This window comes from Lonsdalea britannica (assembly GCF_002111595.1).
Taxonomy (GTDB): domain Bacteria; phylum Pseudomonadota; class Gammaproteobacteria; order Enterobacterales; family Enterobacteriaceae; genus Lonsdalea; species Lonsdalea britannica.
The window spans coordinates 37,218-61,844 of record NZ_LUTN01000003.1; the positions used below are offsets into that span (position 1 = coordinate 37,218).

Sequence of the window (24,627 nt, forward strand, 5' to 3'; positions counted from 1 at the left end):
AAGCCAGCGTGTGATGCGCTGGCTTTTTTTATGCGGGATCGGTACTGTGGTAGCCGCTGGTTCAGCGGCAGTTTTTTATCCCATAACCTGACGGTATTCCCTTGAAATTTGTAGCTTCATTTCAGACCACTCTGAAATTTTCCCGGTATTTGTTCCGGGCGCTGGCTCTGGCGCTGTGGCTCCTGGGGGCGCTGATCTCATTGTTTTATATCAGCAAGGCGCTTAACGAACGCGAGTCTCAACTGAGGCATCTGTTCACCCTGAACGCCGATCAGTCTTTGGGGTATATTCGCCGCGCGACCGACGTGGCGCGCGAGCTGAAATACATGGCGACTAACCGGCTGAGCGTGCCGAATCCCGGTCGGGAGCATCTTACCGAAGTGCAGGAGAAGGCCTACTCGATTTACGGTATGTCGTCGTCGGTCAACTGCGCCGCAGAGTATGAGAAAAATCCCTCCCAACTGACGCCGCTCATCCACTTCTTTGAGCAGTGGCATCACGATTTCTCTTCCGTCTACGATCTGAACCGTATTTTCTTCGTCGACCGACGCCAGCAGTGTCTGGTGGATTTCGGCATCCGCAACCAGTCGCTGGACAGCGAAAGTCTGGTCAGAAACGTGCAGGAACGGCTGCAAGGGCAGCGCAACAGCAAGCTGTCGACCCGGCGTGACGACAGTCTGTTTTGGGTCAGCTCCGGCCTGACCTCTGAGACCGGCTACTTCTACGCATTAATGCCAATTTATGTGGAAAACCAGCTGGTGGCGGTGATGGGAATCGAACAGCCCATCCGGCTGGATGATTTCATGCTGAGCAGCGATTTGCCGTTCAGCGTCAAACTGCTTGATCAAAACAACCGTACGCTGATGCAGTTCAGCGATGCGGCGCGTAATAATATCAACGGGCCTTATCCAGACATCAGCGCCTACTTCGGTTACATCAATAACTACAACGCCCTGATCCTGAAGAAGGCGCTGCTGCCGACTACGCTGAGCGTCGTGTATGCGCTGCCGCTGGAGGTCATTCTGGCGGCGCTGAACTCTCTGATTATGAACATGGCGTTGCTGAATTTGCTGTCGGCCATTGCGCTGTTTGTGATTACCCGGGTGCTGGAGCAGCGCATGTTTCTGCCAGCGGAAAGGAACGCGTTTCAGTTGGAAGAAAACGAACAGTTCAACCGTAAGATCGTGGCCTCCGCGCCGGTGGGGATCTGTATCCTGCGTATCAGCGACGGCGCCAATATTCTGAGTAACGAGCTGGCTCATAACTACCTTAGCCTGCTGACCTACGAAGACCGTATCCGCGTCACCAAGATTATCTGCGAACAGCAGTCCAAGTCCGTGGATGTATTGACCAGCCGTAACCACCATCTGCAAATCAGCTTCGTGCATTCACGCTATCGCAATGAGAACGTCGCGATTTGCGTCCTGTTGGACGTCAGCGCCCGCGTCAGAATGGAAGAGTCGCTGCAGGAAATGGCTAACGCGGCCGAGCAGGCCAGCCAGTCCAAATCGATGTTCCTGGCGACGGTCAGCCATGAACTGCGCACGCCGCTATACGGCATCATCGGCAACCTGGATTTGCTGCAAACCAAGACGCTGCCGAAAGATGCTAACCGGCTGGTGACGGCGATGCACAATTCGTCTGAGCTGCTGCTGAAAATCATCAGCGACATTCTCGATTTCTCCAAAATCGAGTCCGAGCAGCTGAAGATCGAAAACTGCCAGTTTATCCCGCGTGAAGTGATCAGCCACGTGGTGAGCAACTATCTGCCGCTGGTGGTCAAGAAGCGCCTGACGCTCTACTGTTTTATCGAACCCAAGGTGCCGTTGAGCCTGTCGGGCGATCCGGTGCGTTTGCAGCAGGTGCTGTCCAATTTGCTGAGCAACGCCATCAAGTTCACCGATACCGGCTGTATTGTCTTTCAGGTGCGCTGTCGCGACGGGTATATCGAGTTTCTGGTGCGGGATACCGGCGTCGGGATCAATACGCGCGAAGTGATGAAACTGTTCGATCCTTTCTTCCAGGCTGGAACTGGCGTGCAGCGGCATTTCCAGGGCACCGGTCTGGGGCTGGCGATTTGTGAAAAGCTGGTCAACCTGATGGATGGCGACATCACCATCGAGTCGGCTCCAGGGCTGGGCAGCCAGTTCGGCATTCGCATTCCGCTATATCAGGCCCAGTATCCGCTCACGGTGATTAATCCTCTCTTACAAGGGAAAAACGCCTGGCTGCGTATTCGCAACGCGTATATGGGAAATTACCTGCGTGCCTTCCTGCAGGAACACGGTCTGAATGTGCAGGACTATAGCGGGCAGAGCGTGGCGGCCGACGAGATCGTGATCAGCGACTATCCGTTGAGTCAGAACCTCGGCGCGCGGGCGCACATCCTGATCAGCGGCTCGCATACCGGATCGGCGCAGGAAGTGTCGCCTGGATGCTGGGAGCACAGCACTTCGGCCCCGCAGGATCTACCGCAGCTGCTGCAACGTATTTATCGCGGCAAAGAAGCGCTGCCTGCCCCAACATCCGCCGCTCCGGCATCTCTAAGCTATAGCTGCGATAACGACGACATCCATATTCTGGTCGTGGACGATCACCCGATTAACCGCCGTCTGCTGGCGGATCAGCTGGGGTCGTTGGGTTATGAGGTCGTCACGGCCAACGATGGGCTGGACGCGCTCGATGTGTTAAGCAAATCTTCCGTGGATATCGTGCTGACGGATGTCAACATGCCGAATCTGGATGGGTATGGCTTCACACGCCGGATGCGGGAGATGGCGATGACGCTGCCGGTCATTGGCGTGACCGCCAACGCTCTGGCGGAAGAACGACAGCGCTGTTTAGAAGCCGGTATGGATAACTGCCTGTCGAAACCGGTCACGCTGGATACGCTGCAACAGTCTCTGGCGTATTACGCCAATCTGGTGCGGCAGAACAACGCTGTGGAGTCCAAGGATAGCTGACCGTCATCCTCGTCTCGCTATAGGCGGGTGGCAAGTCAGGTGGTGATGAGTAGGGGAGTGTGAACGAAAAAAAAGGCTCTGAGAAGAGCCTGAGTATGAAATGCCCGCCGAGACGATCGGCGGGTGGTCGGCATTACTCTTTTTCTGTCGACGCGACGCCGACGGAGGAGAGGTAGTTCAACAACGCGATATCGTTATCGACCCCGAGTTTGGTCATGGCCGATTTCTTCTGGCTGCTGATGGTCTTGATGCTGCGGTTAAGCTTTCTGGCGATTTCAGTCACCAGGAAACCTTCCGCGAACAGACGTAGCACTTCGCTTTCCTTCGGCGACAGGCGTTTATCGCCATAGCCGCTGGCGCTGATTTTCTCCAACACTTTGCTCACGCTTTCCGGCGTAAATTTCTTGCCTTTCTGCAATGCAGCCAATGCTTTAGGCAGATCCGTCGGCGCGCCTTGCTTCAGGACGATCCCTTCGATGTCCAGCTCCAATACGGCGCTAAGAATGGCGGGGTTGTTGTTCATGGTCAGAACAATAATCGACAGCTGCGGAAAGTGACGCTTGATATATTTGATCAGCGTAATTCCGTCGCCGTATTTATCCCCTGGCATGGATAAATCAGTAATAAGAACGTTGGCGTTGAGCTTTGGTAAATTATTGATTAATGCTGTTGAGTCTTCAAATTCCCCAACGACGTTCACCCACTCGATTTGTTCCAGTGATTTTCTGATGCCGAAAAGAACGATAGGATGGTCGTCTGCAATAATTACATTAATGTTGTTCATTGTAGTTTACTCATATTGTTGGCCACCTTGCTGTAGTAATGCACTGACAAAACGTTCAATCTGTTGAAGGTTATTTACTATCTGCACACTATCCTGCGAGGTTATAAGTTGTTCCAGGACTTCACACAATTGTTTGCCCGGATGCAGATTCAGCATGGCAAACACGCCTTTGAGCCGGTGGGCTGTTTGAGCCAGTGACACAAAATCGCCATCTTGGATTTCAGTATACAGCCTGTTCATATCCTCCGGTACTGTCTCTACGAACAGTGAAAAGTAATCGCTGCTGCGCAGTTGGCGAGCATAAAAACCGATGTCGTCATCCGTTGCCGGACGGCTCTCGTCGGTGGACGTTTCCAACTGCTGCTCGATCAGTTTCAGCAGAGCATCCAGCATCAGATGACTGATGTTGTAGCTGGTGCGCAGCCGCCGGTTGCCCAGAGAAACCCACTGCGTGTCTTCTCCCGTCACCAATAGCGTGTCGTCTGCGACTTTTCCTGCGTTATCCGTAATCGTGAGGTCCGCTTCCTGATTAATCAGGCGTTCGTCATAAATGACGAAGTTCGCGCCCCACTGACTGACCATGCGGCTAACAATCTGCCGTACTTCATCCGTGGTGATATCCAGCAACACTGTAATATCATCCAGCAGCTTTTCCTCTTCCTCTTCCGGGAGCTCGACGGGCTCCATTTTTAGCGTCAGCGTATATTGCGTACCTAAATCCGGCAGTCGGTTGATTTGCAATTGACCGCCCAGTTTGTGGCAAAGTTGATGACATAAAAATAAGGTTAATCCGGAATTTTGGCTGAATCGATCAGAAAGTGCCGGCGCAGCGAACGGATGCTGTCCATTATCGAGTTCTTCGACGGAAACATCCGTACCCGTATCGTTAATTTGTATGACCAATTGTCCTGATGACTTTTCAGGATGTTTCAGCGTCAACGTGATTTTGCCGTAGTCCGTATTCGTAACGGCATAATCCATTAATAACGAGAGCGTTTTCTTTAATAACTCGCCGTCGCCCAGATACGTCTGTCGAATATCCAACTGGTAATGATTAAACAGACTGATTCCTTTTTGCTGCATACGCGGCAATAAGGTCAGCAGTAAATCGTCAACGAGCGCGAGCGGGGCAAAGGGCGCGTGCGCCACATCCCATTCGTCGTTTTCCAGCTGTGCCTGCAGAGCGATATTTTCCATCAGACTCAGAGCGCAGGCGGCTTCGCCAATCAGCAATTGCAGCGACTGCTGCCGTTCATCCGACGTCTGTTCATTACGTAGCGACAGCGCCAACTGATGCACGGCGTTAAGCGGTTGTTTGAACTCCTGACTCAGGTTTTGGAACAGCCGCTTACGCACGGCGATGTTCTTGTCAAACTCCTGTTGCGCCAGTTGCAGTTTCTTGTTGATAACGATTTCCTGCTCTTGTTCGCGTAGCAGAAACAGGCAGTAGTCCGGCACGAACAGGCTATAGAACAGCCTGACTTCATACATCTCATTATCGACGGTGGCCTGAATCACGCCTGATGCTCTTCCGCCAGTGTCGCAATCTTCTTCAGGCTGAGGTGTGGATACAGCCGTTCCGCCAGCGCGTTCGCCACCACCACCTTATTGGTGCTGAAGTCGTAGACCAGTACGCCCACCGGCAGATGGCTGATGATCTCGGTATACATGTTCTGCTGTTTCTTCAGCCGATACGACAGGTCTTCCCGAGGACGGGAAAAGTGGCGTCGGAAGGCGTAAAAGCCCATCAATGCGATCAGCAGCAGCGCCAGATTGAGCAATATCATCCAGATGTTGGTGCGCAGCATGTCGGCGATCAGACGGTCCAGCGGGATGCTGTACACCATTTTGAGCGGCGCGTTGGTCAACTGGGCGGACACTTCGACCATCGTGCCCTCCAGGCGGACGTCGGTCGGCGTTTCGTTATCGGTACCGGTTTCCATGCTCATCGGCAGCGTTTGCTGACGCAGCATGAGATTCTCCCGCTCCATGTTGCGCGGGATTAAATCGTTGATCGACAGGTCGAAGGCGATAACGGTCGCAAGATGGCCCGGCTGATTGAAGGTCGTGCGCAGGGTGAAATAATAGTTGTTGTAGAAGCGCAGCTTGCGCAACGGCGAGAAGCTCTCGCGTTCATCCAGCGCATTCGCTTGCTGCAGCATTTCGGCCTTACGGGCTTCGATCAGCGCCGCGATATAGCTGCCGCGAAACTGGGAGGAGACGTCTTTTAGCGGCTGAGTCGACACCATCGTCAGGCTGTTATCGGTGCCGTTGAGGTAGTACATCGAAAACACGTCAGTCTTCGCGCCCCACAGAATGTCCAGATACTGCGAGATCTTGTGCATGGAGTAGAGCGTACTCTTCTCGTGCTGACCGAAAATCAGCGTATCGGTCTTCTGGCCGCGCTGCTCAACGTAGAACACGTTCGGCACCAGCGTGATCACATTCACCGCGCCTTCGGTCGGAGGCGGAGCATCCACAAGCAGGTTTTTATAAATTTGATCGGTAAAGAAGCGATAAGTGTCGATCCGCTTCTGCATACTTTCAGCGATATCAGTCAGAGCATATTTCTTCTCCGTCATCCAGCCATTGATGTAGTTGTAGCTGAACGCCCCGAACACCAGCAGTAGCAGTAAAACGAACAGAGAAAAATAACGCATGATGATGGCGGGCATGTCAATCAATCTCCAGACGAACGGATGATGGCGCGAGAGCCGGCACAGACTGCCAGCAACAACATAACGATCACGCCCAGCGCCAGCGACAGGCTGCTGATCTGGGCGACAAATCCTAACAGCGTCGGGCCGAGCAGAGAACCGGCATACCCCATCGTCGTAATGGAGGCCAGCGCCAGATGCGGCGGCATGATCGTCTGATTACCGGCGGAGGAAAACAGAATGGGCACCACGTTGGCCGCGCCCAGACCGACCAGCGCGAAACCGGCGATGGCCGTCATGGGATTATCGATGGTAATCGTCATCAATAATCCCGCGGCGGCGCACAGACTCCCGCCCGCAACGACGGCGAAGCGGCCTAAGCGGTTGACCACGCGATCGCCATACAGCCGACCCAACGTCATCGTGATAGAAAAGGCGGCAAAGCCGATACCGGCCTGACGTGCGTCAATGCCGCGAAAGGCGGTTAAATACAGCGCCCCCCAGTCAAGAACTGCGCCCTCAGTCAAAAACATAATGAAGCACAACACGCCGATGAACAGCACCCACCCTCGGGGGATCGCCAGCAGAGGTCCTTCGTTGGCGCGGGACGTCGCGCGCAGCATATAGCGCTGCGACCAGAACAGCATGAGCCAGACCAGCAACGCGACCGCCAGCGTCGCAAGCAGGGGAGACAGTCCCAGCCACAGCAGCAGGCTGACGCACCCGGCGCCAACGATCCCGCCGACGCTATAAAAGCCGTGAAAGCTGGACATCTGGGCCCGTTGATTGGCGCGCTCCACTTCGACGGCCTGCACATTGATGGCGACATCCATCAATCCGAGCATCGCGCCCAGCAATCCTAGAACCAGCGCCATTGATGCAAACGTGCCGGGCAGCGTCAGCAACGGCAGCAACGCACACAGCACGGTGCCGGACGCGAAAATGACACGTCGGCAGCTAAACCGAGCGGTCAGAAATCCCGCTAACGGCATGGAGATCAGCGAGCCGATGCCAATACTCAGCAGCAACATTCCGAGCGTAGCATCGTTGATGTGCAGCCGATGTTTGGTATAAGGCACCAGCGGCGCCCAGGCGGAGATGACCGTCCCGGAAATCAAAAAACCGATCCGGGTGGCGACCTGTACGGCTTTATCCGTCAGGGGAAAGTCAAGGGTAATGGGCTTGGTGTCGACGGTTGAACGCATGAGAGACAGAGACCACGTCTGGAATCAGAGATATAGGGTACTTTTATCATAACTCAGGGCTTTTATCGAAAGGGGATCTGCTTTTCCTCACCGTAACGCCGTCTTTTTTCAGGCGGCGCATGGGGGCTATTCGCACCTGACGGCGGCGCGTTTCAGGGAGTCAAGACGCCGGTAAAAACGCCGGTGCGCGGGACAATCTGCGCCCAAAAGTCACCCGGCGTTTTTTTTCCAGAGGCGCGCCCGTATAATCCCACACTTTCAGTTAGGATTCCGGGGGCGACGTGAAGCAACTTTCAGGCCTGTTGCAGCGTATGGAGCGGGCGCTGGGTGCGCCGCTGCCAGACAACGCGGGCTTTCGCACGTTCACGCTGTCGGCGGAATGTGCGGACGCGGCAGCGCTGTTGGCCTGGCTGGCCGCTCAGGCGTTGTATCCGCAGTTTTACTGGCAGCATCGGCGAGAGCCGGAAGAAGCTGCCGCGTGCGGCGCTGTGTGCACCTTCGCTTCCGTCTCTGAAGCTGAAGCCTTTTTGCAGCGTGAAGACATCGACGACGATGTGCGGCTGTGGGGGGTGAATGCGTTCGGTTACCCCACGCTGGCTCAGGCGGAGCCGCTCGACGGCTACCTGTTTTTACCGCGTATCACGCTGCTGCGACAGGGCGAGCGAGTTCAACTCCGGGTCAATATCTTCAGCCCTATCTCGCTGCGTCAGGATGCGGAGATTGCCTTAAGCGCGTTGCGTCAGCTATCGGCCGCACGTCCTTTGCCGCCCTTATCGGCCACCGTCAGGCTGACAGCGCATCATCCCGAAAAAGCGCAATGGGCCGACCTGGTCCAACAGGCATTGACGGAAATCGAAGGCGGCGCGCTGGAAAAAGTCGTGTTGGCGAGGATGACCCGGTTGACGCTGGATCACCCGCTGCCGGCGGCAACCCTGATGAGCGCCAGCCGGACGGCTAATCATCATTGCTACCATTTCATGCTGGCTTTTACGCCAGAGAGCGCCTTTCTGGGCTCCAGCCCCGAGCGGCTCTATCGCCGGGAGGGAAAACGCCTGGAGACCGAAGCGTTGGCGGGAACCGTCGCCAACGACCGGGACGATCGGCGTGCGGATGAACTGGCGCAGTGGCTGATGCAGGACGTCAAGAATCAGAACGAGAACCAGCTGGTGGTGGATGACATCCGCCAGCGCTTGTCTCAGGCCGCGACGGCGTTGGACGTCTTGCCGATGGAGACGATCCGTTTGCGCAAGGTACAACATCTGCGCCGCGCGATCCGCGCCGAACTGTATGACGCGAAAGACCGCGCCTGTTTGCAGCTGTTGCAGCCGACGGCAGCGGTGGCGGGGCTGCCTCGCGCCGCCGCCCGAGACTATCTGGCCTGTTATGAACCGTTTGACCGCGGCTGGTACGCCGGGTCGGCCGGTTACCTGTCACGTCAGCAGTCGGAATTCTGTGTTTCGTTGCGTTCGGCGGATGTCGAAAGGGATCGGCTGACGTTGTATGCCGGTGCGGGAATTGTCGCCGGCTCGGATCCACAGCAAGAATGGCAGGAACTGGAAAACAAGGCCGCGGGCCTGAAATCGCTGCTGGACAGCGATATGTCATAGTTTTGTTTTATGTTTGTTGTGCCTGCTAAGTGTTTACATCAAAGTTGGCGATATAAAACAAAATATAATTATTGCTACAACCCGCAACCAGAGTTGTTGAGTCGACCATGTCCACTAATGTATTTAATCGCCGCTGGGCGACAGTTCTGCTGGAAACGCTGACCCGGCATGGCGTATGCCATGTCTGCATCGCGCCCGGCTCTCGCTCGACGCCGCTCACGCTCGCGGCGGCGGAGCATCCGGCGCTAACCTGTCATACCCACTTCGATGAACGTGGGCTGGGGCATCTGGCGCTGGGACTGGCAAAGGCCTCCGGGCAGACGGTGGCGGTGATCGTGACGTCGGGAACGGCGGCGGCGAACCTGTATCCGGCGATCATTGAAGCCGGTCTGACCGGTGAAAAGCTGGTGGTGCTCACGGCCGACCGGCCGCCGGAGCTGATCGACTGCGGCGCGAATCAGGCCATTCGCCAACCCGGCATGTTCGCCTCTCATCCTACGCATACGCTGGCGCTGCCAAGGCCCACCCCGGATATTCCGGCGCGTTGGCTGGTATCCGCCGTTGACGATGTCGTCGGGCGGTTGACGCACGGCGCGCTGCATATCAACTGTCCTTTCGCCGAGCCGCTTTACGGCCCGGACGACCCGGAGGCCTACTCCATCTGGCTGCGGGCGTTGGGATCGTGGTGGCGTGAATCGTCGCCGTGGCTTCGGACGGAGGAATCTGCGCGGCATTGCGCCGAGCAGCCTGACTGGTCGATGTGGCGTCGTAAACGCGGCGTGGTCATCGTCGGTCATGTACCGGCCGAAAGCGGGGAGCTATCGCCCGCTGGGCCGAGCAGCTGGGTTGGCCGTTGATCGGCGATGTGCTTTCCCAATCCGGTCAGCCCTTGCCTCATGCGGATCTGTGGCTGGCGCATCCGCAAGCCTATTGTTTGCAGCAGGCCGAGATGGTCGTCCAGCTCGGCGCCGGTTTGACCGGTAAGCGGCTCTTGCAGTGGCAGGCGGCCATTCAGCCGCAGGAATACTGGCTGGTAGACGCGTTGCCCGGTCGGCTGGACCCGGTTCATCATCGCGGACGTCGGCTGGTCGCGCCCATCGCCGACTGGCTGATCGCACATCCTCCTGAACCTAATGCGCCCCAACCGTGGGCCACCGACTTGCCCGCGTGCGTCGAACGCGTCGGCGCGCAGGTGGCCGCCCGACTGGCGGAAGGATTTGGCGAAGCGCAGCTGGCGCATCGGTTGCCTGCGCTGTTGCCGGAAGAGGGGCAGCTTTTTCTGGGCAACAGTCTGACGATCCGCTTGGTGGATGCATTGGCCCAGCTGCCCGCGGGCTATCCGGTGTACGCCAATCGCGGCGCCAGCGGCATCGACGGTCTGGTCTCCACGCTGGCGGGCGTGCAGCGCGCTACCGCACGTCCCATGCTGGCGGTGATTGGCGATTTGTCCGCGCTGTATGACGTCAATGCGCTGGCGCTTCTGCGTCATCCCCCTGCGTCCCTGGTACTGATCGTGGTGAATAACAACGGCGGCCAGATTTTCTCTTTATTGCCGACGCCCGAGCAGGCGCGGGAAACATTCTATTGTATGCCGCAGCAGGTGGAGTTCAGCCACGCTGCCGCCTTATTCGGCTTGCGCTACGCCCGGGCGACGAACTGGCGTGAGGTCGTCGACGCCGCATCCGACGGGTTTAAACAGACGGCGACGACACTGCTGGAGGTGTCGGTATCGCCGAAGGCGGGCGCGGAGTGCCTGCAACAGCTTCTGGCCGAGGTCGCCACATGGTGATGCACGCCCGCCGTGTTCAACAGGGTGAGCCGGGACAGCCGTGGCTGGTTTTGCTCCACGGTCTGCTGGGCAGCGGCGAAGACTGGCAACCCATCCTTCCTTTTCTCAACGATCGTCCCGTGTTGCTGGTCGATCTGCCGGGTCACGGCGACTCTCGCCATCAGTCCGCCGATAGCTTTGACGACGTCAGTCGCCAACTCACCGCGCTGTTGGCGGAGGAGGGCATCCATGACTACTGGCTGCTGGGCTATTCGCTGGGCGGCCGTATCGCCATGTTCCATGCCTGTCACGGCGAGACCCCGGGGCTACGTGGTTTGCTGGTGGAAGGCGGGCATCCCGGATTGGCGTCGGAGGACGAGCGCGAGGCGCGGGCGCTGCATGATGCCCGCTGGGCGCGCCGTTTTGCGGAGGAGCCGCTGGCACAGGTGCTGGCGGACTGGTATCGACAGCCGGTCTTCGCAAATCTCACCCGCGCGCAGCGGCAGGCGTTGGTGCAGCGGCGCAGTGACAACGACGGCGCTGCGGTGGCTAACATGCTGAATGCCACCTCATTATCTCGTCAGCCGAGCCTGACTGCCTCGTTGCAGCAGCTGTCGGTGCCGTTTGGCTATGTGTGCGGCGAGCGCGACATCAAGTTTCAGACGCTGGCGCGGCAGGCTGCTCTGCCGCTGCTGAGCGTGGCCGACTGCGGCCATAATGCCCATCAGGAGAATCCGTCCGGCTATGCGGCGCGGATCCGTTCATTGATTTCCCATCCCGTAAAGGAATAAACCCTATGCTGTATCCGAGTGAAGAACTGCTGTACGCCCCCACCGAATGGCACGACTGCAGCGGTGATTTTGTCGATATTCTCTACCACAAATCGGCTGACGGGATTGCTAAAATCACCATCAACCGCCCCCAGGTTCGTAATGCCTTTCGTCCGCTGACCGTCAAAGAGATGCTTCAGGCGCTGGACAACGCGCGCCACGACGACGGCATCGGCGTGATTATCCTGACCGGCGCGGGCGACAAGGCGTTCTGCTCCGGCGGAGACCAAAAAGTCCGCGGCGACTACGGCGGCTATCAGGACGACAGCGGCGTTCACCACCTGAACGTGCTCGACTTCCAGCGTCAAATCCGTACCTGCCCGAAACCGGTGGTAGCGATGGTGGCGGGTTATTCCATCGGCGGCGGCCACGTGCTGCATATGATGTGCGACCTCACCATCGCGGCGGAAAATGCCATCTTCGGTCAGACCGGTCCCCGTGTCGGCTCCTTCGACGGCGGCTGGGGCGCTCCTACATGGCGCGCATCGTCGGTCAGAAAAAAGCGCGGGAAATCTGGTTCCTGTGCCGCCAGTACGACGCGCAGCAGGCGTTGGACATGGGACTGGTTAACACCGTCGTTCCACTGGCCGATCTGGAAAAAGAGACGGTGCGCTGGTGCCGCGAAATGCTACAGAACAGCCCGATGGCGCTGCGCTGCCTGAAGGCCGCGCTCAACGCCGACTGTGACGGTCAGGCGGGATTGCAGGAGCTGGCGGGCAACGCCACCATGCTGTTCTATATGACCGACGAAGGGCAGGAAGGGCGCAACGCCTTCAATGAAAAACGCCAGCCTGACTTCAGCAAATTCCGGCGGAATCCGTAATGCGTCGGGCGACGCTCTACCGTTACAGCGTACCGATGGATGCCGGCGTGGTGCTGCGCAACCAGCGGCTCAAAACCCGTGACGGGCTGATCGTGCAGTTATGCGACGGCGAACGGTGCGGTTGGGGCGAAATCGCTCCGCTGCCGCAGTTCAGTGTCGAAACGCTGGACGATGCCGAGACCGCCGTACGGGAGTCGTTGCTGCGCTGGCTGAACGGCGACGCGCTGGAAGAAACCGGCGTGCCATCGGTCGACTTCGGTTTGAGCTTCGCCGACGCGGAGCTTTCAGGAACGCTGCCACAGGACGCCGACTATCGCAAAGCGCCGCTGTGCAGCGGCGATCCGGACGAACTGTTCGCGATGCTGCAAGGGCTGCCGAATCCGGTAGCGAAAGTCAAAGTCGGGCTGTACGAAGCCGTGCGGGACGGCATGATCGTTAACCTGTTGCTGGATGCCTTGCCGCAGCTCTCCCTGCGTCTGGATGCAAACCGCAGCTGGACGCGGGCCAAAGCCGACGGTTTTGCGCGCTACGTCGATCCGGCCGTGCGATCCCGTATCGCCTTTCTGGAAGAGCCGTGTAAAACCCGCGAGGAATCGCGGGCCTTCGCGCGAGATACCGGCATCAATATCGCGTGGGACGAGAGTGTGCGTGAGCCGGACTTCCGCGTGGAAGCCGAACCGGGAGTCAGCGCTATTATCATCAAACCCTCGCTGACCGGCAGCCTGAATCGCTGTCGACAGTTAGTTCGTCTGGCGCATGAGGCGGGCCTGACGGCGGTGATCAGCTCCAGCATTGAATCCAGTCTTGGTTTGACCCAACTGGCGCGATTGGCGCACTGGCTCACGCCAGAGGTCATCCCCGGTTTGGATACGCTGGATCTGATGCAGGCGCAGGTGTTGCGGCCTTGGCCGGACAGCCCATTGCCGCGGCTCAACGTTGAACAGTTGGACGAACTATGGCGGTCGTAGCCGACTGGCCGTGGCGGCACTGGGCGCGACATCAGCCCGACGCGACGGCGCTGATCCGTGATGATGAAGACTGGAACTGGCGCAAGTTGGCCGCTGAGGTTGAACAGCGTTCTGCGGCGTTCGTCCGTCAGGGCGTCACCGAGGGAAGCGGAGTAGCTCTGCGTGGGCGTAATAGCAGCGAAATGTTGTTAAGCTACCTGGCGCTATTGCAGTGCGGCGCGCGCTTGCTGCCGCTCAATCCGCAACTGCCCGCCACGCAGACGGACGTGTTGCTGCCCTCGCTGGATATCCGCTTTGGTCTGTGTTTCAGCGAGACGCCTTGGCTGATGCGATCGTCCCTCTCTCCGCCGGGAACGACGAAGCCGTAGATCCTCAACCGCGCACCGCATGGGATCCGGAGCGGCTAGCGACGATGACGCTGACCTCCGGTTCTAGCGGCCTGCCGAAGGCGGCGGTGCATTCGTTTGCTGCGCATCTGGCGAGCGCAGAGGGCGTACGCGGGCTGATGCCCTATTCGATGGGCGACAGCTGGCTGCTCTCCTTACCGCTATTTCACGTCTCCGGGCAAGGGATTGTCTGGCGTTGGCTGGCGGCGGGAGCCAGTTTGGTAGTGCGGCCGGATCGTCCTTTGGATGTGGCGCTGCGGGGCTGTACGCATGCCTCGCTGGTGCCAACGCAGCTATGGCGTCTGCTGGCGCAGGGCGACGTGCCGACATCGCTGACCTCGGTGCTGCTGGGCGGCGCGATGATCCCGTTGACGCTGACGCAACAGGCCGAAGCCATCGGCATTCGTTGCTGGTGCGGTTACGGGCTGACGGAGTTGGCTTCCACCGTGTGCGCCAAACGCGCCGACGGGCGTCCCGGCGTCGGTATGCCGCTCGCCGGACGTCAGATTCAAGCCGTGGACGAGGAAATTTGGCTGCGAGGCAGCAGTCTGGCGTCCGGCTATTGGCGCGATGGCGCGCTACACCCTTTGGCCGACGAGCAGGGCTGGTTCCATACCCGCGATCGCGGCTGCTGGGATGGCAGCGAGTGGCGCATAATGGGACGGTTGGATAATCAGTTCTTCAGCGGCGGGGAAGGCGTTCAACCGGAGGACGTGGAAGCGGTGCTATTGCAGCATCCGGAAGTTGAATTCGCCTGCGTCGTGCCGGTGGATGATGTGGAATTCGGGCAGCGCCCGGTTGCGGTGGTAGAGACCGCGGGGGAGTGCGATCTGACGATGCTTCGCGACTGGCTCGCTCCACAGCTGGCGGGATATCAGCGCCCCGTGGCGTTCTATTCTCTGCCCGGGACACTGAAAAACGGCGGGATAAAAATTTCCCGTCAGCAGGTCGCGGCCTGGGTGCGGCAGCGGCACGACTGACGAACCCGCGGGCGGCGTGTCCGTGAAAGACTCACGCCGTCCGCGGGTGGGAAATTAACGGCCCAGCGCTTTGGCGACGCCCGCGCCGTAGGCCGGATCAACCAGGTTGAACAGCGCGATCTGACGGTCCTGAATGAACTCCGGCACCTGGGACAGCTCGCCGGCGATACGCTGGAACATCCGCTGATGTTCTTCTTCGCTCAACAGTTGGAACAGTGCGCGTGGCTGGCTGAAGTAATCGTCGTCTTCGCGGTGGTTCCAGTGATCGGCCGCGCCTTCCAGCGACAGCGGCGGTTCGCTGAAGTCAGGCTGTTCCTGGAATACGTTGAAGCTGTTCGGTTCATACGTGGCGCCGTTGCCGCTGTTGCCGTCCACGCGCATCGCACCGTCACGGTGATAGCTATGGAACGGGCAGCGCGGTTTGTTGACCGGGATCTGGTGGTGGTTGACACCCAGACGGTAACGTTCGGCATCGCCGTAGGAGAACAGACGACCCTGCAACATTCTGTCCGGAGAGAAGCTCACGCCAGGCACTACGTTCGCCGGGCTGAAAGCGGACTGCTCCACTTCGGCGAAGTAGTTTTCCGGGTTGCGGTTCAGTTCGAAATAACCGACATCGATCAGCGGATAGTCGCCGTGCGGCCAGACTTTGGTCAGATCGAACGGGTTATACGGCACCTGAGACGCTTCCGCTTCCGGCATGATCTGCACTTGCAGATTCCAGCGCGGGAAGTCGCCGCGGTCGATGGCGTCGAACAAATCGCGTTGGGAGCTTTCACGGTCTTTCCCGATCAGCTGTTCCGCTTCGTCGTCCATCAGGTTTTCGATGCCCTGCTGGCAACGGAAGTGGAATTTCACCCAGAAACGTTCGTTATCGGCGTTGATAAAGCTGTAGGTATGGCTACCGAAACCGTGGATGTGGCGATAGGATTTCGGCAGGCCGCGGTCGCTGAAGTCGATAGTCAGCTGGTGCAGCGCTTCCGGCAACTGGGAGAAGAAGTCCCATTTGTAGACCGGGTTACGCAGGTTAGTACGCGGATCGCGTTTTACCACGTGGTTCAGGTCCGGGAATTTCAGCGGGTCGCGCAGGTAGAAGACCGGCGTGTTGTTGCCGACCAGATCCCAGTTTCCTTCTTCGGTGTAGAATTTCATGGCGAAACCACGAATATCGCGCTCAGCGTCGGCGCCGCCACGTTCACCGGCGACGGTGGAGAAACGCAGGAACATGTCTGTCTGCTTGCCAACTTCGGAGAAGATTTTAGCGCGGGTATAGCGGGTGATATCGTGGGTAACGGTGAAAGTACCGTAAGCGCCGGAGCCTTTGGCGTGCATGCGTCGCTCAGGGATCACTTCACGGTCAAAATGGGCCAGCTTTTCCAGGAACCAAACGTCCTGCAGCAGCATCGGGCCTCGGGGGCCTGCGGTCATTACGTTGTTATTGCTGACGACCGGCGCGCCGGAGGCCGTGGTCAGCTTTTGTTTTTCATTGCTCATGTTTACTTCCTTACGGTTTGACTCGACTGCTAAGAACTATCAGTCAGAGCCGTTAATTAGGCAAATCGGCGACGCTTATCATTGATATCGCCAGCGCTGAAAAATGCGAATTTGTCGCATTTCGTCAGGCGAAACCCGCATTTTTAGCCTTATTCTGGCTCCCAGCGCAGTAAACATCACGTAGAATCATTGCGTTTTGTAACGTCTATATTGACTTTGTAGCCGGCGACCGGCACGAATTGATATCACTCACCCCTGATTTAAGGACGATAACGATGAAAAAATTGATGACTGCCTGCCTCGGCGGACTTTTGCTGGCCTCGGCAGGCGCTCAGGCTATCGGCATTTCGGCGGAAGCGGGGAAGGACTATGTGAGCGGCGGCGCCAGCATCGGCTTGCCCTTCCCGGGTTTGTCCGCCAATGCGGGCTGGGGTCATGATAATGACAACAACAACGATGCCTACACTCTTGGGGTGGACTACGGCTTCAGCCTGGGCCGAGCCGCGGTCAAAGCGGGCGTCAAAGGCGTTTATCTGCAACCCGACCACGGCGATGACGGCTACGGCTTGGCGGTGGGCGGCGGCGTGCAGTTCCCGCTGACCTCGTCTCTCTCGCTGTTCGGGGAAGGCTACTACTCGCCGGAGGCGTTCACCAGCCATCTGGATCACTACGTTGAAGCGAAAGGCGGAGTCCGTTGGCAGCCGCTGCGTCCGCTTTCCGTGGACGTGGGCTATCGCTACATCACGATGGGATCGTCCAACGACGATCGCAGAATTGCCGACGGCGTCTACCTCGGCGCGGGTCTGAGTTTCTAATACCTGCCACAGGGCGCGGTTTTCCGCGCCTTCTTATCTGAATCATCAATCCCACGTTTACCCACAGCGTCATTCCTTTATTATCTCAGTATCATAAATTGTGATGACCTCGTGCCGACAGGAGCTGGACCGCAGGTTGCCGGTCGGCGACGTCCTGTTATTACCGCCTGCCAGATAAGGTGCGCTGGCGCCAGACAGACGAAGGCCCGACGAGTCACGAATGGAGAAAGTAAACATGCTTAGGGTTGAGATGCTTTGCACCGGCGATGAGGTGCTGCACGGCCAGATCGTCGATACCAATGCAGCCTGGTTGGCGGATTACCTGTTTCAGCAAGGCGCGCCGATGACCAGCCGCATGACGGTCGGCGATGAATTGGATGCGTTGGTGACGGCGTTGACCGAACGTAGTCATGTCGCGGATGTGTTGATCGTCAACGGCGGACTGGGGCCGACCAGCGACGATCTAAGTTCGCTGGCCGCGGCGACGGCGGCAGGAGTATCGCTGGTAGAGCACTCGGCATGGTTGGCGAAGATGACGGCTTACTTCGCCGATCGCGGGCGTCCCATGTCGGCGTTGAATCGCAAGCAGGCGCTGATCCCGGACGGTGCGGAACTGCTCGACAACCCGGTCGGCACCGCCTGCGGCTTTGCACTGAAGCTGAACCGCTGCCTGTTATTTTTCACGCCCGGCGTGCCGTCTGAGTTCAAAGTGATGGTCGATCAGCAGATTATGCCGCGTTTACGTCAGCGTTTTTCGCTCGGTGAAGCGCCGCTCTGTCTGCGCCTGACCACCTTCGGGCGTGGTGAAAGCGATTTGGCGAGCGCGCTGGCGGCGCTCACTCTGCCGCCGGCCGTGGTGCTGGGTTACCGTTGCGCCGTGCCTATCGTCGAAATCAAATTGACCGGCCCTGCATCGCAGCAGGATGCCATGCAGGCGTTGTGGCGACAGGTGAAGGAGATTGTCGATGACAGTACGGTGTTTGAGGGGACCGCGGGTCTGCCTGCGCAACTGGCGCAGACGCTGTCTGAGCGTCAACTGCGATTGGCGATAGGCGAAGCGTTTACCGCCGGGTTGCTGCACTGGCAGCTACGCGGCGCGGATGTGCCGTTGGCCGGCGGGGAGCTGTTGACGGCCTCCGACAAGACATCCAGTCCATTAACAACGGTGTCGCATCAGGCGCGTGAGCTGGCGCAGCGAGTCTCGGCGCAGGTGGCTCTGGTGGTGGGTGAGCTGAACGACGGCCGTTTGTCTCTGGCGCTGCATACGCCTTCGCAAACGCTGGCTCAGACCGTGCAGTTCAATGCGGCACGTTACGCGTTATCGACGCAGCAGGAAATTGTCGCGATGGCGGCGATGAATATGTTGCGGCGTTGGTTGAGCGGCGTCTCGCCCTACGGGGGTAACGGCTGGATTGAAACGGTGGAAACCTGCTAGGGGATAACACGAGAATGACGACGGGCCGGGGCGGCCCGTCGAAACGTGCGGTAATCAGTACAGCAGCGCGTAAAGCTGGCGACGATAGCGCGCGGCCAGCGCATCACCGGTGCCCAGCGCCGACATGATGTCCATCATCGTTTTGCGCGCGCTGCCGTTGGCGGCCGCCAGATCCTTTTTCAGCATGCCGATCAGCAATTCCAACGCCTCTTCGTTTCGGCCGACCTGATGCAGTTGCAGGCTCAGTTTCACGGCCAGCTCCGCATTGTCCGGATCCGCGTCCAGCTCCTGCTGCAGCTGTTTGATTTCCGGGGTATCGGCGGCCTGTTTCAGCAGTTCAATCTGCGCGATCAGACCGTGGTAACGGGTGTCCTGATCCTGAATCGGAATGGTGCTCAGCACGGCTTCGGCGTCTTCCGCACGATTCAGCTCGATTTGCACTTCCGCCAGCAACAGAGCGATGTCGCTGCGTTTGCTATCTAACTGCCAGGCATCTTTCAACAGCGGCAGGGCGTCTTGCAGTTGGCCGTCCTGAATCAAACGCTCGGCTTCTGCCGTTTTGAGATCTTCCTCTTTGGGCAGAACGCGTTGCAGCAGTTCGCGGATCGCTTCTTCCGGCTGAGGCCCCTGGAAACCGTCCAACGGCTGACCGTCTTTGAACAGATAGACGGTAGGGATCGCGCGCAGGCCGAATTGCGCGGCGACGCGTTGTTCTGCATCGCAGTCCACTTTCGCCAGCAAGAATTGCCCTGCGTATTCGGCGGCCAGTCGGTCCAGTACCGGGCTGAGCTCCTGACAGTGCGGGCTGCGTTCCGACCAGAAGTAAATCAGCACCGGAGCGGTCATCGACTGTTCCAGCACCTGCTGCAGATTCGTTTCGTTAATATCAATCACGTTGGCGTGTTGTTCTAGCATGGGATTCTCTCTTATCCGTTTCAGCGAGTTATGGGGGCAAATTCCCTCTGCTTCAACCCCTGTCAGGAGCGAGTGCGTAATAAGCCGTCGAGCGCGCGTCCGGGAAGCAGGCGGCGAAGGATCGACAGCGCATAGGTCATCAAGGTGACCGGATAGCGTAATTTGGGGCGCGGACTCTCCAGAGCATGGCGCAGTTTGGGCAATATCGCCTCTGGCGTCAGGGTGAATCGCTTGGCGATGCCGGGATTCGTGACGGGGCGATCGTGCTGCGTTTGGTTCACGTTGGCGGAGAACTGCGTGCTAATCGGCCCCGGCTCTATCAACGACACGTGGATTCCGCTGCCGTGCAGCTCCATACGCAGCGCGTCTGACCAGGCCTCGAGCGCATACTTGCTGGCGGCATAGGCGCCGCGTCCCGGCGTGACCACCAGCCCCATGACGGAACTGGTCTGAATGATACGCCCTTCGCCGTGCGCGAGCATGGCGGGCAGCAGTCGCTGCGTCAGTTGATGGGTGCCGAACAGATTGCTGGAAAATTGTTGTTCCAGTTGCTGACGGGAGATCGTGTTCAACGGACCGTAAACGCCGTAACCGGCGTTGTTGAACAGACCGAACAACCGGTTGCCGGTCAGCGAAATAACGCGATCGGCGGCGCGATCCACACTGTCGCTGTCGTCCAGATCCAGCTCGATGCCTTCCAGCCCCAGCGCGTTCATTCTTTCCACATCTTCCGCACGTCGGCAGGCGGCCAAAACCCGGTAGCCGCGTTGCTTAAGATCCTGTGCGGCGATCAGGCCGATACCGCTGGAACAGCCGGTGATTAAAATCGCTTTTTGCATAACTTTACCTAACTATAAAGCCCTGAATATCAAGAGTCGTGGTTAACTAGAGGGCCGAGTTTTTGCGCCATCCAGTCGGCGATAAACGGCTGGGCGTCGCGGTTCGGATGGATGCCGTCATCCTGCATCCACTCGGGTTTGAGATAGACCTGCTCCATGAAAAACGGCAGCAGCGGAATGGCGAACTGCGTGGCGAGTTTCGGATACACGGCCGCAAAGGTCTCAGTATAACGCCGGCCATAGTTGGTCGGCAGTCGGATCTGCATCAGCAGCGGCTGCGCGCCGGCCTCTTTGACCTGAGAGATGATTTTTGTCAGATCCTGTTCCAGACTGGACGGAGGGAAACCGCGCAGGCCATCGTTGCCGCCCAGTTCGATCAGCACCCAACGCGGGCGGTGCTGTTGCAGTAAAGCCGGAACACGGGACAGCCCCTGCGCGGCGGTATCGCCGCTGATACTGGCGTTGACGACGTTCACGCCGCCGGGGGCTGACTGCCAGCGGCTATTCAGCAAGGCAGGCCAGGCCTGCGTCGCCGACATACGATAGCCCGCGCTCAGACTGTCGCCCAGCACCAGCAGCGTATCCGCCGCGATAGCACGTAAACTTACTATTCCCAGCAGTAAAAGGACCAGAAAATGCCAGCGGAAAACATTCTTGAAGTTCATCATCTTAGTAAACACGTTGGTCAAGGGGAACACGAGCTGTCCATCCTTACCGGAGTTGAGCTGGTTGTCAAACCTGCTCAGACCCTGGCATTAATCGGCGAGTCGGGGTCGGGCAAGTCGACGTTGTTGGGGATCTTGGCCGGACTGGACGACGGCAGCAGCGGGGAGGTTGCGCTGTTGGGCGAGCCGCTCAACCGATTGGATGAAGAAGGGCGTGCGGCGCTGCGGGCGCGCGACGTCGGCTTTGTGTTTCAATCCTTTATGCTGGTGCCGACGCTAAACGCGTTGGAAAACGTACAGTTACCTGCGCTGCTGCGGGGGGAAAGCGACCGCGACAGCCGCCAACAGGCCGAACAATTACTGCAGCAGCTCGGACTGGGAGCGCGTCTCCAGCATCTGCCTGCTCAGCTGTCCGGCGGCGAACAGCAGCGCGTGGCGCTGGCGCGCGCGTTCAGCGGTCGCCCTAAAGTATTGTTTGCCGATGAGCCGACCGGCAATCTCGATCGCCAGACCGGCGAACGTATCGTGGACCTTCTGTTCGCGATGAACCGCGACCACGCCACCACCTTGATTCTGGTTACCCATGACGAACAGCTGGCCGCGCGCTGCGAGCGGCGTTTGCGTCTGCGTGACGGCAAACTGTGGGAGGAGTCATGATCTGGCGTTGGTTTTGGCGTGAATGGCGTTCCCCTTCGCTACTGATCGTCTGGCTGGCGCTGACGCTGGCCGTGGCCTGCGTGCTGGCGCTCGGCACCATCAGCGATCGCATGGAGCAGGGACTCAGCCAGCAGAGTCGCGACTTTCTGGCGGGCGATCGGGTTTTGCGGGCCTCGCGGCCAGTAGATGAAGCGGTGCTGCAACGGGCGGCGCAAGACGGCCTCACCGTCAGCCGACAAGTGTCGTTTATGACGATGACCTACGCCGGAGAAAATGCGCAGCTGGCGCAGGTGAAAGCCACCGACGATCGCTATCCGCTGTATGGGAATTTACAGACCCGGCCTGCGCAGCTGCGCGCCGCGCCCGGCACGGTTCTGGTCGCCCCGCGGCTGCTGGCGCTGTTGGGGGCGCGAGTCGGAGACCCACTCGATATCGGCGATACCACGCTGCGCATCGCAGGCGAGCTGATTCAGGAGCCGGACAACGGCTTCAATCCCTTCGAAACCGCGCCGCGTGTGCTGATGAACATGGCCGATGTCGCCAGTACCGGCGCGATTCAGCCCGGCGGCCGCATTACCTGGCGCTACATGTTTGCGGGAGAGCCTCAGGCCATCGCGCAGTACGGCGACTGGATTAAGCCTCAACTGAAAGCCGATCAGCGCTGGTACGGCATGGAAGATTCGCCGGGCGCGTTAAGCAAATCTCTCCAACGCTCACAGCAGTTCCTGCTGCTGTCCGCGTTGTTGACGCTGTTGTTAGCCATCGCCGCAGTCACCGTGGCGATGAGTCATTACTGCCGCACGCGTTACGATCTGGTCGCCGTGCTGAAAACGTTAGGCGCCGGTCGTGGCGCGCTGCGACGTCTGATTGTCGGTCAGTGGCTGTCGGTGCTGGCGCTGGCGGCCGTGAGCGGAAGTGTGCTGGGGCTGGGCTTCGAGGCGGTATTAATGCGAGCGTTGGCCCCCGTCCTGCCCGCTACGCTGCCGCCCGCCGGACTCTGGCCCTGGGCATGGGCGCTCGGTACGCTGGTGTTGATTTCGCTGTTGGTCGGTCTTCGTCCGTATCGCCTTCTGCTGGCGACCCAGCCGTTGCGCGTGTTGCGACGGGATGTGACGGCTAACGTCTGGCCGCTGCGCTACTACCTGCCCGCCGTCGCGGTGGTCGTAATTGGTCTGTTGTTCGTGCTGTCCGGCGGCGGTTCGCTGTTGTGGTCGCTACTCGGGGGGATGGTGGTATTGGCGCTGCTGTTGGGGACGATTGGCTGGGGCAGCCTACTGGTACTGCGACGTCTCACGTTAAAACGGTTATCCCTGCGTCTTGCGATTAACCGACTCCTGCGTCAGCCGTGGTCAACCATCGGCCAACTGGCGGCGTTTGCGCTCTCGTTTATGCTGCTGGCGCTGTTGCTGCTGTTACGCGGCGACTTACTGGATCGCTGGCAGCAGCAGTTGCCATCGGACAGTCCGAACTATTTCGTGCTGAATATCACCGGCGATCAGATCCCTGCGGTGAAAGATTTTATGATCCAACATCAAGTGCAGCCGGCTCTCTTTTATCCGATCGTCCGGGCGCGACTGACGGAGATCAACGGGCGCGTTGCCACTGAGCTGATCCCTGAAGATGCGCCTGGCGGCGGAACGGTAAACCGCGAGCTGAATCTGACCTGGCTGCCGGATCTGCCGCAGCATAATGTGTTGTTGTCCGGACAGTGGCCACCGAAGCAGGGCGAGGTGTCGATAGAGCAGGGCGTGGCGGAACGTCTCGGGGTATCTCTGGGCGACATGCTGACCTTTACCGGCGACACGCAGCCGTTCAGCGCCAAAATCACCAGCTTCCGTCAGGTGGACTGGGAGAGCCTGCGGCCTAACTTCTTCTTTATCTTCCCGCCGGGGGCGCTGGAGCATCAGCCGCAGTCGTGGCTGACCAGCTTCCGACACGTCGGACAGGACACTGTGATCACCCAGCTTAACCGGCAGTTTCCGACGCTAAGCGTGCTGGATATCGGCACGATCCTCAAGCAGGTCGGGCAGGTATTGCAACAGGTCAGTCGCGCGCTGGAAGTGATGGTGGTGTTGGTCATCTTCTGTGGCGTATTGCTGTTGCTGGCGCAAATTCAGGTCGGGATGGGGCAGCGTCGTCAGGAGTTGATGGTTTACCGGACGCTGGGTGCCAGCAAAAGGCTGCTGCGCACCACGCTGTGGTGCGAGTTTGCCGTGATGGGGCTTGCCGCCGGACTGGCGGCGGCGCTTGGCGCGGAAGCGGCGCTGTGGATGCTGCAACGCAAAGTGTTCGATTTCCCGTGGGAGCCTAACTGGCTGTTATGGATCGGTCTGCCCCCGCTGAGTGCCCTGCTGCTGTCCCTGTGCGGAGGGTGGTTAGGATTGCGTTTGCTGCGCGGAAGGGCGTTGTTCCGGCGCTACGAGGCTTAACGGCCTTAAGCCGTCATAAAGCGCGCGAAAAGGCGCAGATAGCAGATAAAAGAAAGCCCGAGCGTAGCGGTTTGAACCGGGGCGCTCGGGCTTTGCTGATATTGTGCTTGAATATTCACCATCTGGTGGGCAGTAGAGGGTGGTGATGGGAACAACGAGCGAGATCGTTCAATTGGCTCGCCGTCAGCCGTTATCCAGCCTTGATGAGTGATGAGGAGGGCGCTATTTTCTTCTACGTGCGCTTGTTGTTCCAAATAACGATACCCGTCCTTCAGAATACACCGGTATGGATAATAGGATGGTGGAAACGACCCCTTTATCGAGGAAAACGGTGTGCCCATTCCAGAATATTTTTTAGCCAATCCTTATGTGGTTTTATCTATTTCCCTTAACTCATGATGAATGAG

At 58.8% G+C, this 24,627-nt stretch carries 15 protein-coding genes and 4 pseudogenes; 11 read left to right on the forward strand and 8 right to left on the reverse strand.

The annotated features are described in order from the left end of the window. Nucleotides 1–101: 101 nt before the first annotated feature. A complete protein-coding gene (gene rcsC, locus AU509_RS03100; RefSeq protein WP_094117632.1) occupies nucleotides 102–2,963 on the forward strand; it encodes a two-component system sensor histidine kinase RcsC in 2,862 nt (953 codons plus the stop codon). A gap of 133 nt (nucleotides 2,964–3,096) precedes the next feature. Here rcsC and rcsB read toward each other — a convergent pair whose 3' ends face one another. From rcsB to AU509_RS03115, 3 genes and pseudogenes are all read right to left on the reverse strand, one after another. After that, nucleotides 3,097–3,747: a response regulator transcription factor RcsB gene (gene rcsB / locus AU509_RS03105; protein WP_026738877.1), complete on the reverse strand. Its 651-nt coding sequence runs from the start codon at nucleotides 3,745–3,747 to the stop codon at nucleotides 3,097–3,099. Nucleotides 3,748–3,753: 6 nt separating this feature from the next. Beyond that, nucleotides 3,754–6,422 (reverse strand): annotated as a pseudogene (rcsD, locus tag AU509_RS03110) (phosphotransferase RcsD). A gap of 5 nt (nucleotides 6,423–6,427) precedes the next feature. Beyond that, a complete protein-coding gene (locus AU509_RS03115) occupies nucleotides 6,428–7,609 on the reverse strand; it encodes an MFS transporter (protein ID WP_094117633.1) in 1,182 nt (393 codons plus the stop codon). A 281-nt stretch (nucleotides 7,610–7,890) separates the two neighbouring features. On the opposite strand from AU509_RS03115, the gene menF reads away from it, so the two are divergent. The 6 genes and pseudogenes from menF to menE all read left to right on the forward strand — a co-directional run bounded on the left by menF (nucleotide 7,891) and on the right by menE (nucleotide 14,971). Continuing rightward, a complete protein-coding gene (gene menF / locus AU509_RS03120; protein WP_094117634.1) occupies nucleotides 7,891–9,216 on the forward strand; it encodes an isochorismate synthase MenF in 1,326 nt (441 codons plus the stop codon). 107 nt (nucleotides 9,217–9,323) lie between these two features. Next, nucleotides 9,324–11,005: pseudogene (gene menD / locus AU509_RS03125) on the forward strand (2-succinyl-5-enolpyruvyl-6-hydroxy-3-cyclohexene-1-carboxylic-acid synthase). After that, nucleotides 11,005–11,775, forward strand: a complete 771-nt coding sequence (gene menH / locus AU509_RS03130) for a 2-succinyl-6-hydroxy-2,4-cyclohexadiene-1-carboxylate synthase (RefSeq protein ID WP_094117733.1) — start codon at nucleotides 11,005–11,007, stop codon at nucleotides 11,773–11,775. Before menD ends, menH begins: the two are co-directional and overlap by 1 nt. 5 nt (nucleotides 11,776–11,780) lie before the next feature. Continuing rightward, nucleotides 11,781–12,637: pseudogene (gene menB, locus AU509_RS03135) on the forward strand (1,4-dihydroxy-2-naphthoyl-CoA synthase). Next, the gene (gene menC / locus AU509_RS03140) at nucleotides 12,637–13,605 is read left to right on the forward strand and encodes an o-succinylbenzoate synthase (protein WP_094117635.1); all 969 of its coding nucleotides are present in this window, start codon (nucleotides 12,637–12,639) and stop codon (nucleotides 13,603–13,605) included. Before menB ends, menC begins: the two are co-directional and overlap by 1 nt. After that, a pseudogene (gene menE / locus AU509_RS03145) lies at nucleotides 13,593–14,971 on the forward strand (o-succinylbenzoate--CoA ligase). The gene menC and the pseudogene menE overlap by 13 nt, the downstream one beginning before the upstream one ends. A gap of 54 nt (nucleotides 14,972–15,025) precedes the next feature. Here the strand turns inward: menE and katA are convergent. After that, entirely contained in the window at nucleotides 15,026–16,465 is a 1,440-nt protein-coding gene (katA, locus tag AU509_RS03150; RefSeq protein WP_026738886.1) for a catalase KatA, read from the reverse strand. A gap of 275 nt (nucleotides 16,466–16,740) precedes the next feature. Between katA and AU509_RS03155 the strand changes: the two genes are divergently transcribed. Both AU509_RS03155 and AU509_RS03160 read left to right on the forward strand, forming a co-directional pair. After that, nucleotides 16,741–17,280 carry a YfaZ family outer membrane protein gene (locus AU509_RS03155; protein WP_085653681.1) on the forward strand — a complete coding sequence of 180 codons (540 nt, stop codon included), beginning with the start codon at nucleotides 16,741–16,743 and terminating at the stop codon, nucleotides 17,278–17,280. Nucleotides 17,281–17,515: 235 nt separating this feature from the next. Next, nucleotides 17,516–18,715, forward strand: coding sequence for a nicotinamide mononucleotide deamidase-related protein YfaY (locus AU509_RS03160; protein WP_094117636.1), 1,200 nt, complete (start codon nucleotides 17,516–17,518; stop codon nucleotides 18,713–18,715). 54 nt (nucleotides 18,716–18,769) lie between these two features. On the opposite strand, the gene AU509_RS03165 is transcribed toward AU509_RS03160, so the two are convergent. From AU509_RS03165 to tesA, 3 genes are all read right to left on the reverse strand, one after another. Then, nucleotides 18,770–19,630, reverse strand: a complete 861-nt coding sequence (locus tag AU509_RS03165) for a co-chaperone YbbN (protein WP_094117637.1) — start codon at nucleotides 19,628–19,630, stop codon at nucleotides 18,770–18,772. Nucleotides 19,631–19,692: 62 nt separating this feature from the next. Further along, on the reverse strand, nucleotides 19,693–20,469 hold the full coding sequence (locus tag AU509_RS03170) for an SDR family oxidoreductase (protein WP_094117638.1): 777 nt from the start codon (nucleotides 20,467–20,469) through the stop codon (nucleotides 19,693–19,695). 29 nt (nucleotides 20,470–20,498) lie between these two features. Then, on the reverse strand, nucleotides 20,499–21,137 hold the full coding sequence (tesA, locus tag AU509_RS03175) for a multifunctional acyl-CoA thioesterase I/protease I/lysophospholipase L1 (RefSeq protein WP_139824010.1): 639 nt from the start codon (nucleotides 21,135–21,137) through the stop codon (nucleotides 20,499–20,501). Here tesA and ybbA point away from each other — a divergent pair. Next, complete coding sequence (gene ybbA, locus AU509_RS03180; protein ID WP_085653687.1) at nucleotides 21,105–21,791, forward strand: putative ABC transporter ATP-binding protein YbbA; 687 nt, start codon at nucleotides 21,105–21,107, stop codon at nucleotides 21,789–21,791. The genes tesA and ybbA overlap by 33 nt on opposite strands. Next, complete coding sequence (ybbP, locus tag AU509_RS03185; RefSeq protein ID WP_094117639.1) at nucleotides 21,788–24,220, forward strand: putative ABC transporter permease subunit YbbP; 2,433 nt, start codon at nucleotides 21,788–21,790, stop codon at nucleotides 24,218–24,220. The genes ybbA and ybbP overlap by 4 nt, the downstream gene beginning before the upstream one ends. A 5-nt stretch (nucleotides 24,221–24,225) precedes the next feature. Here ybbP and AU509_RS17910 read toward each other — a convergent pair whose 3' ends face one another. Beyond that, nucleotides 24,226–24,474 (reverse strand): hypothetical protein, encoded by a 249-nt coding sequence (locus tag AU509_RS17910; RefSeq protein WP_139824011.1) that lies wholly within the window; start codon nucleotides 24,472–24,474, stop codon nucleotides 24,226–24,228. Nucleotides 24,475–24,627 lie beyond the last annotated feature (153 nt).

Bases quoted from the DNA above. Each gene is read 5' to 3' on its own strand.
- rcsB (WP_026738877.1), bottom strand. From the start codon at position 3,747: ATGAACAACATTAATGTAATTATTGCAGACGACCATCCTATCGTTCTT.
- AU509_RS03115 (WP_094117633.1), bottom strand. From the start codon at position 7,609: ATGCGTTCAACCGTCGACACCAAGCCCATTACCCTTGACTTTCCCCTG.
- menH (WP_094117733.1), top strand. From the start codon at position 11,005: ATGCACGCCCGCCGTGTTCAACAGGGTGAGCCGGGACAGCCGTGGCTG.
- menC (WP_094117635.1), top strand. From the start codon at position 12,637: ATGCGTCGGGCGACGCTCTACCGTTACAGCGTACCGATGGATGCCGGC.
- katA (WP_026738886.1), bottom strand. From the start codon at position 16,465: ATGAGCAATGAAAAACAAAAGCTGACCACGGCCTCCGGCGCGCCGGTC.
- AU509_RS03155 (WP_085653681.1), top strand. From the start codon at position 16,741: ATGAAAAAATTGATGACTGCCTGCCTCGGCGGACTTTTGCTGGCCTCG.
- AU509_RS03160 (WP_094117636.1), top strand. From the start codon at position 17,516: ATGCTTAGGGTTGAGATGCTTTGCACCGGCGATGAGGTGCTGCACGGC.
- AU509_RS03165 (WP_094117637.1), bottom strand. From the start codon at position 19,630: ATGCTAGAACAACACGCCAACGTGATTGATATTAACGAAACGAATCTG.
- AU509_RS03170 (WP_094117638.1), bottom strand. From the start codon at position 20,469: ATGCAAAAAGCGATTTTAATCACCGGCTGTTCCAGCGGTATCGGCCTG.
- ybbA (WP_085653687.1), top strand. From the start codon at position 21,105: ATGCCAGCGGAAAACATTCTTGAAGTTCATCATCTTAGTAAACACGTT.
- tesA (WP_139824010.1), bottom strand. From the start codon at position 21,137: ATGATGAACTTCAAGAATGTTTTCCGCTGGCATTTTCTGGTCCTTTTA.
- ybbP (WP_094117639.1), top strand. From the start codon at position 21,788: ATGATCTGGCGTTGGTTTTGGCGTGAATGGCGTTCCCCTTCGCTACTG.